The sequence below is a fragment of the Hyphococcus sp. genome (assembly GCF_041986965.1).
GTDB lineage: Bacteria > Pseudomonadota > Alphaproteobacteria > Caulobacterales > Parvularculaceae > Hyphococcus.
In genome coordinates this window covers 945,662-961,047 of the sequence record NZ_JBHIXB010000001.1, presented here as the reverse complement: position 1 = coordinate 961,047, position 15,386 = coordinate 945,662, and the positions used below count along the sequence as shown (strand labels likewise).

Genomic DNA, 15,386 nt, shown 5'->3' with positions numbered 1-15,386 from the left:
TTTACCGCCGATTACGAGAAAAGATGACTCTGGCGTTGCCCCCGGGCAAGGCTTTTGCGTCAGCCTGACCGGGGAATGCGATGAAAGGGGGCGCCGGAAGACGCTATTTTACGCCGGTGAAAACGAATTTCTGAACACGGCGGCCCGTGTTGACTTCGGTTGTGTAGATATTGCCGTCGCTGTCCACATCGACGCTGTGCAGCCAGATGAACTCCCCCGGATAGCGGCCATTGCGCCCGATAGCGCCGAGAAATTCATAGGTTTTAGCGTCAAGAATCCAGACCTGCCCGTTCATCATGTCAGAGACATACATGAAGGCGTTGTCCGGAGAGAACGCAACGTCGGAAACCGTCCGTATACCGCCTGTTTCGGGAGCGAATACGATATCCTGCAGGAAGACAGTCTCGCCGTCATCGCCGGTTTGAAACACCTGCAGGCGATTATTGCGCCGGTCGCAAACATAGATGCGGTCGTTTGGCCCCTTCACCACGCAATGAACGATGTCGCCAAAATTTTTCGATTCCGGGTCCGCGCCGCCGTCAGCATTGCTCGACGCCTGGGACTGGTCGAAGGCGCCGGCGCGCGTTTCATCGTCGGGCGAGGCGGCGTAAGCGCCCCAGAAGCGCGTAAACTCGCCCGCTTCGTCGAAGCCGATAATGCGTTTGTTGATATAACCGTCGGCGATCAGGATTTCGCCTTCGCCGCCGGGAGCGATGTCCGCCGGGTTGCCGAGGGTGTCGCGATCGAAATTGCCTGCGGTCTCTTTCCGGCGGCCCACGGAGCGGATGAACTCGCCGTCGCTCGTCAAATTCAGCACCACATGGTCGCCGTCGCCATTGCCGCCGATCCAGATTGTGTTTTCAGCATCGACGAAAAGACCGTGGACATTGGCCGGCCACTGACTGACGCCGCCGATCTTGGGCGCATGTTCCTCCCCGCCCCAGGCGTCGAGCAACGCGCCTTCTTGCGAAAACTTCATCACATGGGGCGCGGCGCGGCAGCACACGGCGATGGGCGGGTTCTGATCGAGGCCGGTGTCGGAAAAGCCGAGAGAGTTCGGCCGCTGCAAAATCCAGACATTGTCATTGCCGTCGACGGCGAGGCCCGGAATCTGGCCCAGCATGAGGTCGTCGGGAAGATCGGGCCAGGCGGCGTCAACTTCAAAGCGGGGGATCGGACGGTCGGTAAATTGTTGCGTGCGAACTTTGACCATTGCGCCGGACGCTTCGCCTTCCGTGGGCGCCGCTTCACACCCCGCCGCCATGAATGTCGCTGCAAATCCTAACGCACTCGCCCGAAAAGCCATCTTCACCCCTTTATTGCCGTTTCGGGGTGAATCGTAGTCGCAAAGCCGGGGCGGCGCTACGGCGCCTTCACCACTCTCTTTTTGTTGTGAACAAAATTCCGGCCTCAAGGCAGGGCGGGCTAAAAATCCACCGCGCGGCCGCCGCGCTCCCAGTCGCCATAGCGGGTCGGCTCCTCGCCCTTCGGCCCGTTAATCTCCTTCGGGCGATTTTCGGCTTTCGCCGCCTCCGCGGCGGCCTTTGTCGCAGCCCGGCGACGCGCCTCCGCCTCGGCCAGCGCGCGTTTTGCGGCGGGGGGCAGGTCTTTTTTCGGGGTGCTATCCGTGTCGTCAGCCATATTGAAGCGAGCCTTTCGGGCCCACATATAGGGGCTCTTAACGGCGATGAAAAGAAAGAGGCCCGCTCCATGAACACACTGCGCACTGGCATGTTGCTGGCGGCGATGACCGCGCTTTTCATGGGGGTTGGCTATCTCGTCGGCGGCGCGGGCGGCATGACGCTCGCCTTCCTCTTCGCGGCTGGCACGAACCTCTTTGCCTACTGGAACTCCGACAAGATGGTCCTGCGCATGTACAAGGCTCAGGAAGTCGACGAGAATCACAGTTCAGGCGTAGTGCGCCGCTATGCGCAAACGGTGCGCGAGCTCGCCGCCGGGGCGGGCATGCCGCAGCCCAAAGTCTACATCATCGAAAACCAGCAGCCCAACGCCTTCGCCACGGGCCGTAATCCGGAAAACGCCGCTGTCGCCGCGACGACGGGGCTCTTGCGCATGCTGACGGAACAGGAAGTTGCGGGCGTGATGGCGCACGAACTCGCCCATGTGAAAAACCGCGACACGCTGACCATGACGGTGACGGCGACCATCGCCGGCGCCATCACCATGCTTGCGAATTTCGCCCTATTCTTCGGCGGTAACCGCAACAATGGCGGCGGTCTCATCGGCGCCATTGCGATCATGATTTTCGCGCCCATGGCGGCGGCGCTCGTGCAGATGGCGATCAGCCGCGGCCGCGAATATGAAGCGGACCGCATGGGCGCGGAAATCTGCGGCCATCCGGAATGGCTCGCCTCGGCGCTTGCGAAAATCTCCAATGGCGCGGCGCAGATTCCGAATGCGACGGCGGAACGCCACCCGGAAACGGGTCAGCTCATGATCATCAATCCGCTTTCAGGCCGCGGCGCCGACAATCTTTTCTCCACCCATCCCGGCACGCAAAACCGCATCGACCGATTGATGCAGATGGCGGGGCGGGACCCGTCCATGCGCCTCGACCCGGAAGGCCCTTCGCCGTTTGAAAGCAAGCGCAGAGGGCCGTGGGGCTAAGTTAAAGCGCGTCAAATAAATCCGGCCCGAGCGCACCTTCTATTTTCAAGAGCTTGCGTTTGAGTTCCGCGCCGCCGGGCGCGGAAAAGCCCGTCATGGCGCCCGACGCCCCGACAATCCGGTGACAAGGCACGATGATCGGAAACGGATTGCGCCCCAGCGCCTGACCGACCCGTCTTGAGTGCGCCACATCGCCCATGGCCTTTGCAAGATCGCCATAGGTTTTCGCTTCACCCGGCATGATCTTCAGCGACAACGCATAGACCTTGCGGTCAAAATCGCCGACGCCTTCCATGTCGAGCGCCGCATAAGAAAGATCGCGGGCCTCTCCTTTAAAAAGCGCCTTGATGTCGCTGATCATCGCCGCAATAGACTCTGGCGGCGCATGCGTTTCCCTTGCGCCGGGCGCACGGCGGCATAGATGGTTCACCGTCTCCTCGTCGCTTGCCGCTGCAAAGCTTACGGACCGCACGCCGTTCGGCCCCCAGGCGAGGCCGCAGCGCCCGAGCGCCGTTTCAAAAAGCGTGTAAGAAAAATCGCTCATGCCTGTAACTAGCATGGATTCGAAAGGGCCGCCGCCCGTTTCCTGCGCCGGATGATGGCCCGGTCAGGAGCCGGTCCTGGCGCGGATCGCTTTCAGTTCTTCGCGCAGTTTTTCAATGGGAAGACGTTTTTTCGAGGCGTTGCGTTGTGTATCGAGCTCATATTCGATCTTGCGCACGCGCTCCAAAGTCAGCTCCAGGAGCTGGCGATTATAGGCGACAAGATCGGCGATCAGCGCAAACATCGCCGAGATCGCCCCGATCAACATGATCACGCCGCCTATGATCAGCGACTGGATCATGCCTTCGCCGTCGCCGGCGAGATAATGGACAAGGAACCGCAGGACGGGCGCGGCGCCCGCAAGCATCAGGGCGATGCCGAGCAGCGCGAAAATCTTCAGCGGTTCATACATCGCATAGGCGCGCAGCATGGTGCGGCCGGTGCGAACGAGAAATTGCGGGATCGACCGGAAGAGGCGCGACGGCCGCTCAACCTTGTTCGTCCGGATCGGAACCGATGCAATGCGCATGCGCCGGCGCCCGGCCTGAATGAGCGTTTCCGTCGTATAGGAAAAACTCGACCGCACCGTGACGCCCATGGCGGCGTCGCGCGAAAAGGCGCGAAAGCCGCTTACAGCGTCGGCGACATCGGCATTGGCCAATGCGCTCACAAGGCCGCTGCCGGCTTTTTGGAGACGTTTTTTCAAGGGCGAGAAATGTTCAATGGTTTCCGTCCGGCGGTCGCCGACGACAATATCCGCCTTGTTGTCGAGAATGGGGCGCACCAGCGCGGCGATGTCGGCGCCGTGATACTGATTGTCGCCGTCGGTATTGACGATGATGTCGGCGCCCAGCCGCAGGGCCGCATCGAGGCCGCGCTGAAAACTCTGCGCCAGCCCGCGATTGGCGCCATTGGAAATCACATGATGCGCCCCCGCCGCGCGTGCAGCGGCAACCGTGTCGTCCGTCGACCCGTCATCGATGATCAAAATTTCGATCTGACTCACGCCGTCAATCGCCTTTGGCAAATCGGCGACCGTCGCGGCAATGGTTTCCGCTTCGTTAAGACAGGGGATCTGAATGACAAGTTTGACCATAGGCGCGGACCATCGCCGAAATTCCTTAAGGATTTACGGCCAGAGACGGCGCGCAGGCAAAAACATTAAGCCCGCATAAACTATAAAAGCCGCATCAATAGGCCATGAAATTCGCGCTGATCGGACCCTTTCCGCCCTTTCGTAGCGGCGTCGCCCGGCATACCGGCGCGCTGGCGGATGAACTGGCGTCTCATGGCGAGGTGGCCCGGTTTTCATTCTCGCGCCAATATCCGTCATGGCTGTTTCCGGGCGACAATGATCGCGATGAAACCGCCCGTCCGGCGGACGCCGATTTCTGTATCGACAGCATCAATCCCTTAAGCTGGCGCAAAGCGGCGCAGCGCATCAAAGAGCATCGCCCTGACGCCGCAATCATTCCGGCATGGACGTTTTTTACAGCGCCGGCGCTGACTTTTATTGCGTCATCGCTGCGGCGCGCGGAGATTCCTGTCATTACGATGGTCCACAACGCCGCTGACCACGAAAGCGCTGGCTGGAAGTCATGGCTTCTCGCCAGGCAGATCCGGCAGGCGGACGGCGCCGTCACGCACAATCAGGCCCTGGCGAACGCCATCGCGCGGATCGCCGGCGATCTTCCCGTGACCGTCGCGCCGCATCCGCTGTTCGATTACCCGCAAGCGCAAGGAAGTTTGCCCCGCCGTGCGGGACTTGAGCTTTTGATGTTCGGACTTGTCCGCCCGTATAAAGGCGCTGATCTTCTCCTCGAAGCCTTAGCGAACTGCGCCGACTGCGATGTTAAACTGTCTATCGTCGGCGAAGTCTGGGGCGATGCGAACGCGCTTCGCAACAAGATCGATGCGCATGGTCTCGGCGATCGTGTCGAGCTTGTCTCCCATTATGTTTCAGACACCGACGCAGCGGAACATTTTCAGCGCGCCGACATTGTCGTCCTGCCCTACACGCATGTCACCGGCTCCGGCGTGGCCCCGGTGGCTTTCCACTATAGCAAGCCCGTTATCGCATCGGATCTTGAGGGCTTTCGCGAACTGATCCGACCGGGCGAGACCGGCTGGTTGTTTCCGGCAGGCGATGCAGAAGCGCTGGCGGATATCATCCGCGCCCGCAGCGTCAACCAGGATGCTTCAAGCTTATCCGCAAACATCACCGCCGCAAGGGCGCGGTTAAGCTGGGCAGGCTTTGCGCAAAGCGTGATGTGCGCAGCGCGGCTCGGCGCCGAAGAAACGCACACGCGATCCGACAAACATCGCGCGGCCAGCCTGGATTTCAAGATTGGGACAACCGACTGACATGCCGGAAACGCCAGACACATATGTAAGGCAAGAGACGTCCGGCGCACAGCCGACCCGATGGCAAATCGCCATTCACGCCGCAAAGGCGCTGATCGCACTTGGTTTGCTGAGCGTTTGCTTCTCGCTGATCGATACGCGCGGCGCCATCGATCAGATCGCTTCGATGGACGCCGGCATGTTTGTTGCGGCGCTCGCTTGCGCGCTCCTTGGCACGATTATCTTTCCGGCGCTGATCGTGCGCCGCGCCCTTGCAATCAACAAGTTGAAGATTTCATTGCCTTCGCTGATCGCGATCAATCTCGCCGTCCGGTTTTACGTTATCGCCCTGCCGCGCATTGTCGCCACGGCGATCAGGTGGTCGCGCTATGGCGGCGGGCGTTTCAGCGCCGACGCCTTCGCCTTGATGGCCTATGAACGGGTCGTTCAGTTCGCCGTCCTGTTCCTGCTTTCATTTTTGGCGTTGCTCATGGACGCCCCTTTGAACGCGGACTGGCGCGGGCCTCTCCTTGCGGTTCTGGCGACGGGGTCGGCCATGTCGTTGTTGATGCTCGCCGCATTTCACATGCAGTCGGCCCGCACGCTGCTCGCCCGCCTCAATCAAGGGCTGGAGCGGCTCCTGCCGACTTTTGTGTCGAAAAAGATCGCGCGCCTCGTTGACGCCGTCGCCGCCTTCCGGGGCCTGACGTTGAGCGACATCGCGATCATTGCAGGAAACTCGGCGGCGGCCTTTATCTTCTTTGTACTCAGCGCCTTTCTCATCGCCCACGCCATCGGCGTCGAGATCGGCCTGTTGCCTTTGGTCTGGGTCCGGTCTGCGGTTTTCGTCATCACGCTGCTTCCTGTTTCCATCGCGGGGATCGGCCTACGCGAAGTGAGCTTTATCGGCTTTTTGAGCCTTTACGGAATCAGCGAAGTCGACGCGCTCGCTTTCTCGCTGGCGAATTTCAGCGTTCAGCTGACCATCGCCGCCATGGGACTTGTTATCGAAGCGGCGCGTTTTGCAAATGGACGTTTCTTCCCCGCGCAGAACACAGAAGGAAAGGCCGGATCATGAAAGGCAGGGGACCTGTCGTTAAACTCGACCGTCGGGAAAAAGCCCGCATGATCGACCTTGTCGTCGCCGATTTCCGCAAAGCGGAAACCGCCGGACTTCAAACCCTCGATATTGGCTGCGGCAATGGCGGCATCTCCACCTATTTTTCCGGACGCAACCGCCACGCCTCCGTCGATATCGCCGATCAGCGCAAGCCGCCTCTCGACGGCTATGAATTCAAACTGACGCGCGACGAAACTCTGCCCTTCGAGGACGGGCGTTTCGATCTCGTGATTTCAAACCATGTCATCGAACATGTGGAAGACCAGATGAAGCACCTGACGGAAATCCGCCGCGTGCTGGCGCCCGGCGGGTGCGTCTATCTCGCCACTCCAAACAAATCTTCGCCGATCATGGAAGGCCATGTGGGCAATGAGCGTGTTTTGAAATACCGCGCCATGGCGCCGCTATTCCGGCGCGCGGGCTTCGATGTCGCCGAATATGGCGCCCGCGTTGCGCATGATCCGGCCGCTTTCAATGGCGAAGTCGCCTGGGCGCGGCATGTCCCCTTTTGGATGCTGCAATTGATGCGGCCCCTGTTCCCCAGTCACATCTTTATGTTGACCAGGGCGTCCTGACCGCTGGTCCTCAGGCGGTGTCCCGCCAGCCCGGCGCGCTTTGCGCTGTTTCCTTCGGAGCCCGGAACGGCGCGGTGAAACTGGCGTAAGTCGCCAGTATCGACGCAGCATGAGAGATGACCTTGTCCGTCATGATGCGGTCGCGGAACCAGCATTCCGCCGGCTTCTCATCAAGCAGGCGTTGCAGGGCGCGATCATTGATCCGAAACGGCAGGTTGCGCATCTGCGCTGTCATGAAATCGCGCATGGCGCCCGCATACCAGGCGTCGACCGGCGCATCGACCGCCGCCATTTTTTTCTGATGGATAATTTCCGGCGGCAATAATCCCTTCTCTTCAGCCATGCGTGAAAGGATGTATTTTCCGGTGACGGACTTTTGCGCGCCGTCAGGGCGCATCAGATCCACGGGCAGGGATAAAGCCACCGCTTTGAACCCGGGATGCATATAGGGCGACAGGATCGCGACCCCGGAGGCGTCGGCTGAGCCAATCAGCTTGTTGCGGTTGGGCGAGACCATGGCCTTGCCGAGATAAGCCCGGCGCATGAGTTCGAGCTCAGCATGGGGCGCGCTCAATTCCTCGACAATCTCGTCGATCGCCCGCCCGCCTTCGGGCGCGGCGGCGCGCAAATTCTTCAGGGTCAACTCATCCATAGCGCGGAAAGAAAGCGTCGTGCGCGCCGCTTCAGAACGCCCCAGCCCGCGCAACAAGCCAAGCCCGACGCGATAGGGATGGCCGATATTTTTCTCAAGAAACGGAATGCTTGCAAGCGCCAGCATGGCGCGCGACAGCGTTTTGGGCGCGCGGGGCAGCGAGGCCACCATCTGTGCGCGCTGATAGGTTCCGGGATAGCCAAGAAAAACAGCGTCGCAGCCGTCGCCGCTATAACAATGCGTAATTCCGTTTTCGCGGATGCGGTCGCACAAATACGCTGTCTGGATGACGTAATTCGGCCAGTTGGTCGGCTGATTGAAAGTATGTGCAAAATCGCCGAGGCCCGCTTCGACAATCTCCCGCGTGATCTTCACCCAGTGATGGCGAATGCCGAGATGTTCAGCGAGCGTGTCCGCATGGGGCTGATTATACTGCGCATCCTCATAGAAAAAGGAGTACGTCTCCACTTCATAACCGAGGCGATGTGCGCCGGCGGCGACAAGCGCTGAATCAAAGCCGCCGAGAAGAACGGCGATCTTCTTGTTCCCGGATGGGAGTTGATCGCGCAACGCCGCCATGAAGCCGTCATGAACAAGCTCAACAGCCTCTTCAACCGATTGAAGACTGTTCGCCCGCGCCGTCATTTCCGGCCACAGACCGGAGGCCGAGATGGCGTCTTTGGCGGCGGCGCCGTCGCGCCAGATCATGATCTCGCCTTTATCCTGCGCTCGCACATTTTTGTACGGGGTTTTTCCGAAAGGATAAAAGCCGTGGACCAGAAGGAAATCTTCATAGGACCGGTCGAGCTGCGCGCGCGCGGCGCCAGACGCGGCAAGCGCTCTCACCCGGCTTGAGAAAGCAAGGCATCCGTTTTCTTCTGCGATAAACCAGTTGCGTCCGCCAAACGGATCGGAAGCAAGAAGAAGATCGCCGCTCTTTTTGTCGATCAAGGCGACACAATAGGCCCCGGCGACCCCGTCCAGAAAACGCCGACCGCAGCGCTTCCAGCGTTCCAGAAGATAGCGCGCCGCCGCATTCGGATCGTCGGCGGCCGCGCCGTCGCCGCTCCATTGCGGCGCCGGTTCATGGAGAGAGCCGAGAAGAACGAGGATCGCCTCATCGTCTTCACCAGCGCCGGCGACGGCGCCGCCGTCGGACTGAAGACAAAGCGCCGCTTCGTCATGCATAAAACGCCGCGCGTCCGGCGCGGCGCCCAGGGGGCGATGGGCGTCGTCAAGCCGGCGCATTTCTTTTTCGAGGTCGGAAACACCCGCGGAGCCATAGGCGAAATTCATTCGGTCCCGCCTTTCATTACCGATTCGATGACGCTGATGTTTTGTAATGCGGCAAGACGTTGCGAAGGGATAGATGCGCGCAAGGTCTCGCCAATTTGGCCGCGCTCTTTCCATGCTCGCGCCAGCATCTCTTCGAAGGAAGATGGGGCCAGCGCATCGATGTCAGCGACATACGCCTCAACGCCGCAGGCCCGCATAATGCCCGGCGTCTTGTGGCTATAGGCGATGGCGACGACGGGAACGCCAGAGGACAAGGCCGCGATATTGGCGTGCATGCGTGCGCCGACGAAAAGATCGGTGCGGGCGATCAGCGCTTTCAATTCTTCCGGACGCAAATCGTCTCCGATGACATCAGCGACAATCCCTTCCGGCAGCTTCGCGGCGACATCGCGAGAAATATTGCGATCGTCCTTTGAGGGGCTCGGCCCCGTTACATGAGGGACAAAAAGCAGGCGGGCGCCCGTTTCGCTCGCGAGCGCGCCGAACGCATCCGCCGCCATGTCGACAAAGGCGCCCTTTGTCCCCGCGCGGCGGTCATAGCGGTCGGCGACAATGCGGCTGACGGAAACGCCGATGACAGGCCTATCGTCTTGGGCGCGGGGATCGAGCGCCGCTGCGCGCGCCGCATCCGCCGGCGGCAAAAGAAAAGCGAGGTCGGCCGTACGCGTCACCAGATCGGAATTGACGCTAATCTCTTGCAGATAATCGAAGCTGATTTCATCGCGCACAGTGATCGCCGCCGCACGGTTCAGAACGAACCGCGCCAGGGGCAGGGTCAGTTTGAACGGGCCGATGGATTGCGCGCAGATCACATAGGGTTTCTTCAATGCAAGTGCGCGCAGGAACGGAATGAAATGCGAATAAGCGACATGGGGCCCGTAATCTTCGGTCAGCATGTCGCCGCTGAGATCGACGACGAGGCGCGCCTGCGCCATGGGATCCCGGCGGCAAAAAACGGAGAGACCAAGCCGCTGCGCCAGCCACAGGCCGATCAGATTCAACGTGCCCAGGATCAGCTTGCGCCGATTGCAGGGCACCACCGCGAGGGGCGCATAGAAATCGCGATCTTGTTTTGCGAAGGGCGCGAGAATGACCACCTCGACATCATCGCCGAAGCGTTCGGCCAGCGCCGCAGCAGCGGAGAGCTCCATCGCCGCGTCGCCCTTGTTGCGCGCGCAGTAAGTGCCGGTCAGAACGATGCGGGTTACAGAATCAGCATCCCGTGATTTGTCGCCGGCGGCGGCGTCGCTTCGCGTCAGCATATCAGCCTGATCAAGACGAGTAGCGGCGTCATTCATGGCGAGGCTCATTCCTAAACTGTCTCTGACAACAGAGCCTAATAGGGGCGATCATGGAATTGGTTAACGAACGCGTCGGCGAGGCTGGATGTAAACAATATATTCTTAATTATTGCCCATAATCCCGGTTAATGAGCGCCATTGAGACACTTCGCGATTTCCGGGCCGCCGCACCGGCGATCCCCCTGCCCCGCAGGGTAAGCCTCGCTTGCGTGTTGATCGTCCTTGCCGCCTTTCTGGCGCCGGGGGTTCCGTTCATCATCGATGGCGGGATCTATCATGACATGGCGCGCGCCATGGCGGAGCGGGGGACGCTTTCGATCGGCGAGAATGGCGGCGTTGAGAATGCGCCGGCGCTGACCAAGTTCCTCACCATCGCTCATGACGGCAAGGTCATGCCGCAATATCCAAGCGGATACGCTTTCCTCGCCGCCCCCTTTTATGCGGTGTTCGGCGCTCATGGATTGATGCTGATGAATGCGCTCGCCTTTGCGCTCAGCATCTGGCTTTCCCATGCGCTGGCGAAACGGTTTTATACGGATGAAACCGCCGCCTGGACCGCAGGGATTTTCGCCGTTGCAACGCTTACCCCTACTTATGCGCTCGGCATATGGCCGCATATGCTCGCCCTCGCTTTTTGGCTCGGCGCGGTTTTTACCGCTGTTGTCGCGCACCAATCGGCGCAGCGGCGCAACGGATTGCTGCTCTTTGTCCTCTCCGGCTTTCTGGTCGGTTGCGGATTGAATGTGCGCGTGGATGTTTTTCTCGCTGGGCTCATCATTTTCTTCTGGCTGCAACTCTTCGCCCGGCCGCGGGACCGGTTGGCGCCCGTTCTGGTGGTCCTCGGCATGGCGCCGGGGCTAATTCTTTCGGCTGTACTTAACGAGATAAAATTCGGCGCGTTTACGCCGCTCAGCTATGGCGACGATTTGGGGCTCGACAGCGGCGCGCGATATATTCCCATCGCCATCGCCGCCAGCGCCGCCCTTATCGCGGTTTGGGCGGTGAATGCGCCGGCGCTTGTGAAGGCCGCTTTGTCAAAACCATTGCGAGTTTATGCCCTGATCGCAGCGCTCGCGCTTGCCGGCGCCGCGCTCGCCATTGCCCCGTTGCGTGAATTCATATGGCGCGCCATCACCGGGCTTTACGTGCTCGTGATCAATCTGCAGGCTCATGACGCCTATCATCAGGTGGGGGTTGAGAAAAACGCCTATGGCCATTTGCTTTTCTGGGGCTATCCGAAAAAGGCGCTGATCCAGAGCCTGCCCTGGATGACGCTTCTCATCCTTCCTTGCTGGAATGCGATCCGCGGCCGCAATACGATGGCGGCGGGCCTCAGCGCGCTCGCCATCGCCGCGCCCATCTGTTTTTACGCCATGAATCACTGGCATGGCGGCGGCAGCTACTCCATGCGCTATTTCATCCCCGCGCTTCCCTTCCTCGCCATGCTGGCGGCGAACGGGTTTTGCGAATTGCGCAAGGGCGAGCCGATTGAGCGGCAACTGATTCTCGCCTCCCTCCTCCTCGCCGGCGCCCTTTATCTCGGCCTGCAGGAACTCGGGCAAGCGCAGGAGCGGTTTTTAGCGCCGGGCGCCCTTTATCCGCAGTGGTTGATCGCCGCTTTTCTCGGCGCGGCGATTGTCGGCTTTATCTTCACGAAAAAAGAGGCTGCGCGAAAAGCCGCAGTCGCACTGTCGCTGTTCGCTTTCGCCTATGCCGCCGCTATCAACATCTATGAAGAGATCGTGCATGAACGCACCCGCGCCGAACAGCGCGCCATGGCCATTGACGCGTCAGCGCCGATCCCCGAAGGTTCGCTGGTGCTGACGCCGTTGCAGACAAGCCTCATCCCCGCCGAGCAACGAGGTGTCTTCGTGATGGCGTCGGCGAAACGTTTCGCTGAAAATAACGGCGCGGCGGCGATGGCGTTCAAAGCCGCCGGGCGGTGCGTTTATTTTCACAACCCGCTCGCAGTGGACGTGGCGGCGCCGTATCTGACCGCGCCGGTCGCCCCGGAAACCTTATGGGCGCCGAGCCCGCTTTTCGGCGACGACCCGCGCCTCGCCTTTTACACCTTCGCGGACGCCCCGGATCGCTGCCGCGCGGGTTTCCGCCAGCCATAAAAGCCACGCGCTTTCGTCTAGTGCGCCTCGTCCCAGTTCTTGCCGGCGCGCGCATCCACGACAAGCGGCACCGATAGGTTCACCGCCGGCGCCGGCGCGCCCATCATGATTTCAGAAACAGTCTCACAGGTTTTGTCCGCTTCACCCTTCGGGCATTCGAAGATCAGTTCGTCATGCACCTGTAAAAGCATTTTCGCGCTCAAATGCGCTTTCTTCAGCGCCGCCGGCATACGGATCATCGCCCGGCGGATCACGTCCGCCGCGGCGCCCTGAATAGGCGCGTTGATCGCCTGGCGTTCTGAATAGCCGCGCATGGCCGGGTTCTTGTCATTGATGCCGCCCACATAAGTGCGCCGGCCAAAGATCGTCTCCACAAACCCGCGCTCTTTCGCCGATGCGATGGTGTCATCCATATATTGGCGAATGCCGGGAAATTTTTCGAAATAGGAATCAATGTAATCCTTCGCCTCGCTGCGTGAAATGCCGAGTTGATTGGCGAGACCGAAAGCGGAGATGCCGTAAATGATCCCGAAATTGATCGCCTTTGCGCGTCGGCGCACCATCGGATCCATATCCTTGACCGGCACGCCGAACATTTCCGACGCCGTCATGGCGTGAATATCGACGCCATCTTCAAACGCCTGTTTCATGGACCTTAAATCGGCGATATGCGCAACAAGCCGCAATTCAATCTGGCTGTAGTCGGCAGAGATCAGAACATTGCCTTTTTCGTGAATGAACGCGGTGCGAATTTTGCGGCCGTCTTCCGTCCGTATGGGAATGTTTTGAAGATTGGGATCGGTTGAGGCGAGACGGCCTGTCGTTGTCGACGCCATGGCGTAAGAGGTGTGCACCCGGCCGGTTTCCGGATTGATTTCGGTCGGCAGCGAGTCAGTATAGGTGCTCTTAAGCTTTGAAAGCCCCCGCCATTCGAGCAACACCTGCGGCAGTTCATGCCCCTCCGCCGCGAGCTGTTCCAGAACGTCCGCTTTCGTCGACCAGGCGCCTTTGGCCGTCTTTTTGCCGCCGGGCAGGCCCAGCTTGCCGAAAAGAATCTCGGAAATCTGTTTCGGCGAACCGAGATTGAACTCCTCGCCGGCGAGTTTGTAGGCTTCCGCTTCGGAAGCCGCCATGCGTTGCGCAAAATCGGAAGACAGGCGCGCCAGCACCGCCTTGTCGATTTTCACGCCTTCCCGCTCCATGGCGACGATCACCGGCGCGAGCGGGCGCTCAAGCGTTTCATAGACTGTCGTCTTGCCTTCTGCGGCAAGACGCGGCTTCAGGATTTCCCACAAGCGAAACGTGATGTCAGCGTCTTCGGCGGCGTATTTGGCGGCGTCCTTGATCGCGATCTGATCGAAGGTTTTGGCTTTCTTGCCCGTTCCGGCGACATCGGAGAACTTTATCGTGTCATAGTCGAGATGGCGCTTGGCGAGCTCGTCCATGCCGTGACCGCCTTTTCCGCAATCAAGGGCGTAAGACATGAGCATCGTGTCATCGAAAGGCGCGACGTCGATTCCATAGCGTGACAGGACGAGCGCGTCATATTTCAGATTCTGCCCGACTTTGAGAATGCTTTCATCTTGAAGCATCGGTTTTAAAAGCTTCAGCGCCTTGTCGAGCGGGATCTGTTTGCCCGTGTCTTCGTCGTCGAGCGCAAGCCCTTCGGCGCCATGGCCGAGCGGGATGTAACAGCCCTCTCCCGCCTGCGTCGACAAGGACACGCCCACAAGATCGGCCTGCATGGCGTCGAGACTGTTTGTTTCGGTGTCGACGGCGATCACGCCCCGTTCATAGGCGCGCGCAAGCCAGGCTTTAAGCGCTGCTTCGTCGAAGACCGTTTCATAGGCGGTCGCGCCTTCCGGCGCCGGCGGCGGGCCCGACCGCGCGTCGATATCCGCCATGCCGACTTCGCGTTTTACGCGATCAATAAGCTTGTTGAACTCCATTTCCTCGAGAAAGGGCAGCAACAGATCAAGGTCGATGGTCCGCATCGACAATTCATCAACAGGAAACTCCAGCGGCACGTCCGTGCGCAACTCCACAAGCTGCTTTGAGATGCGCGCCTGCTCGGCGAATTCGATCAGGTTTTCGCGCCGCTTGTTCTGTTTGATCTCTTCGGCGCGGCTCAAAAGCGTTTCAAGGTCGCCATATTCCTCGATCAGTTGCGCCGCGGTTTTAATGCCGATCCCCGGCACGCCCGGCACATTGTCGGATGAATCGCCGGCGAGCGCCTGAATGTCGACGACATGTTCCGGGCCCAGACCGAATTTTTCTATGACTTCTTCGCGGCTGATCTTCTTGTTCTTCATAGGGTCGAACATCGAGACCTTGTCGGAGACAAGCTGCATCAGATCTTTGTCGGACGAGATGATGACGACTTCGCCGCCATCGGCCTCTACCTGGCGCGCATAAGTCGCGATAATGTCATCGGCTTCGAAACCTTCGGTCTCAATACAGGGAACATTGAAGGCGCGGGTCGCTTCACGCACGAGCGGAAATTGCGGGATCAGATCTTCCGGCGCGTCAGGACGGTTGCCTTTATAGTCGGGGTAAATCTCGTTGCGGAACGTCTTGCCCGAATAGTCAAAAATAACCGCAAGATGGGTCGGGTCATGCTCATCCTGCATATCCGTAAGCAGCTTGTTGAGCATGTTCGAAAAACCGAGCACGGCGCCGACCGGCAGCCCGTCTGACTGACGGGTGAGCCCCTCTCGCGAGCGCGCCATGGCGAAATAGGCCCGGAATAAATATCCGGATCCATCAACGAGGTAGAGACGCGTTGCGCTTTTGGATTTCGCCGCCATT

12 protein-coding genes are annotated in these 15,386 nt (G+C 60.0%); 5 read left to right on the top strand and 7 right to left on the bottom strand.

The window, feature by feature from the left end; all coding sequences use genetic code 11:
* Positions 1–103: 103 nt before the first annotated feature.
* A complete protein-coding gene (locus tag ACFC5L_RS04780; protein ID WP_375201420.1) occupies positions 104–1,306 on the bottom strand; it encodes a hypothetical protein in 1,203 nt (400 codons plus the stop codon).
* 119 nt (positions 1,307–1,425) lie between these two features.
* Positions 1,426–1,641, bottom strand: coding sequence for a DUF1674 domain-containing protein (locus tag ACFC5L_RS04775; protein ID WP_375201421.1), 216 nt, complete (start codon positions 1,639–1,641; stop codon positions 1,426–1,428).
* A gap of 69 nt (positions 1,642–1,710) precedes the next feature.
* On the opposite strand from ACFC5L_RS04775, the gene htpX reads away from it, so the two are divergent.
* Positions 1,711–2,628, top strand: coding sequence for a zinc metalloprotease HtpX (gene htpX / locus ACFC5L_RS04770; protein ID WP_375201422.1), 918 nt, complete (start codon positions 1,711–1,713; stop codon positions 2,626–2,628).
* 1 nt (position 2,629) lies between these two features.
* On the opposite strand, the gene ACFC5L_RS04765 is transcribed toward htpX, so the two are convergent.
* Positions 2,630–3,172, bottom strand: a complete 543-nt coding sequence (locus ACFC5L_RS04765) for a methylated-DNA--[protein]-cysteine S-methyltransferase (RefSeq protein WP_375201423.1) — start codon at positions 3,170–3,172, stop codon at positions 2,630–2,632.
* A 63-nt stretch (positions 3,173–3,235) separates the two neighbouring features.
* A complete protein-coding gene (locus tag ACFC5L_RS04760) occupies positions 3,236–4,267 on the bottom strand; it encodes a glycosyltransferase family 2 protein (RefSeq protein ID WP_375201424.1) in 1,032 nt (343 codons plus the stop codon).
* 104 nt (positions 4,268–4,371) lie between these two features.
* Between ACFC5L_RS04760 and ACFC5L_RS04755 the strand changes: the two genes are divergently transcribed.
* From ACFC5L_RS04755 to ACFC5L_RS04745, 3 genes are read left to right on the top strand one after another with little or no spacing between them, the layout of a single operon-like run.
* Positions 4,372–5,535 (top strand): glycosyltransferase, encoded by a 1,164-nt coding sequence (locus tag ACFC5L_RS04755; RefSeq protein ID WP_375201425.1) that lies wholly within the window; start codon positions 4,372–4,374, stop codon positions 5,533–5,535.
* The gene (locus ACFC5L_RS04750) at positions 5,519–6,592 is read left to right on the top strand and encodes a lysylphosphatidylglycerol synthase transmembrane domain-containing protein (RefSeq protein ID WP_375201426.1); all 1,074 of its coding nucleotides are present in this window, start codon (positions 5,519–5,521) and stop codon (positions 6,590–6,592) included. The genes ACFC5L_RS04755 and ACFC5L_RS04750 overlap by 17 nt, the downstream gene beginning before the upstream one ends.
* Complete coding sequence (locus tag ACFC5L_RS04745; protein ID WP_375201427.1) at positions 6,589–7,209, top strand: class I SAM-dependent methyltransferase; 621 nt, start codon at positions 6,589–6,591, stop codon at positions 7,207–7,209. The genes ACFC5L_RS04750 and ACFC5L_RS04745 overlap by 4 nt, the downstream gene beginning before the upstream one ends.
* A 10-nt stretch (positions 7,210–7,219) precedes the next feature.
* Here ACFC5L_RS04745 and ACFC5L_RS04740 read toward each other — a convergent pair whose 3' ends face one another.
* Both ACFC5L_RS04740 and ACFC5L_RS04735 read right to left on the bottom strand, forming a co-directional pair.
* The gene (locus tag ACFC5L_RS04740) at positions 7,220–9,157 is read right to left on the bottom strand and encodes an asparagine synthase-related protein (RefSeq protein ID WP_375201428.1); all 1,938 of its coding nucleotides are present in this window, start codon (positions 9,155–9,157) and stop codon (positions 7,220–7,222) included.
* Complete coding sequence (locus tag ACFC5L_RS04735) at positions 9,154–10,455, bottom strand: polysaccharide pyruvyl transferase family protein (protein ID WP_375201429.1); 1,302 nt, start codon at positions 10,453–10,455, stop codon at positions 9,154–9,156. The genes ACFC5L_RS04740 and ACFC5L_RS04735 overlap by 4 nt, the downstream gene beginning before the upstream one ends.
* Before the next feature lie 131 nt (positions 10,456–10,586).
* Here ACFC5L_RS04735 and ACFC5L_RS04730 point away from each other — a divergent pair, with 131 nt between their 5' ends.
* Entirely contained in the window at positions 10,587–12,578 is a 1,992-nt protein-coding gene (locus tag ACFC5L_RS04730; RefSeq protein WP_375201430.1) for an ArnT family glycosyltransferase, read from the top strand.
* Positions 12,579–12,595: 17 nt separating this feature from the next.
* Here the strand turns inward: ACFC5L_RS04730 and polA are convergent, their stop codons facing one another.
* Positions 12,596–15,385, bottom strand: coding sequence for a DNA polymerase I (gene polA / locus ACFC5L_RS04725; RefSeq protein WP_375201431.1), 2,790 nt, complete (start codon positions 15,383–15,385; stop codon positions 12,596–12,598).
* Between the last annotated feature and the right edge of the window lies 1 nt (position 15,386).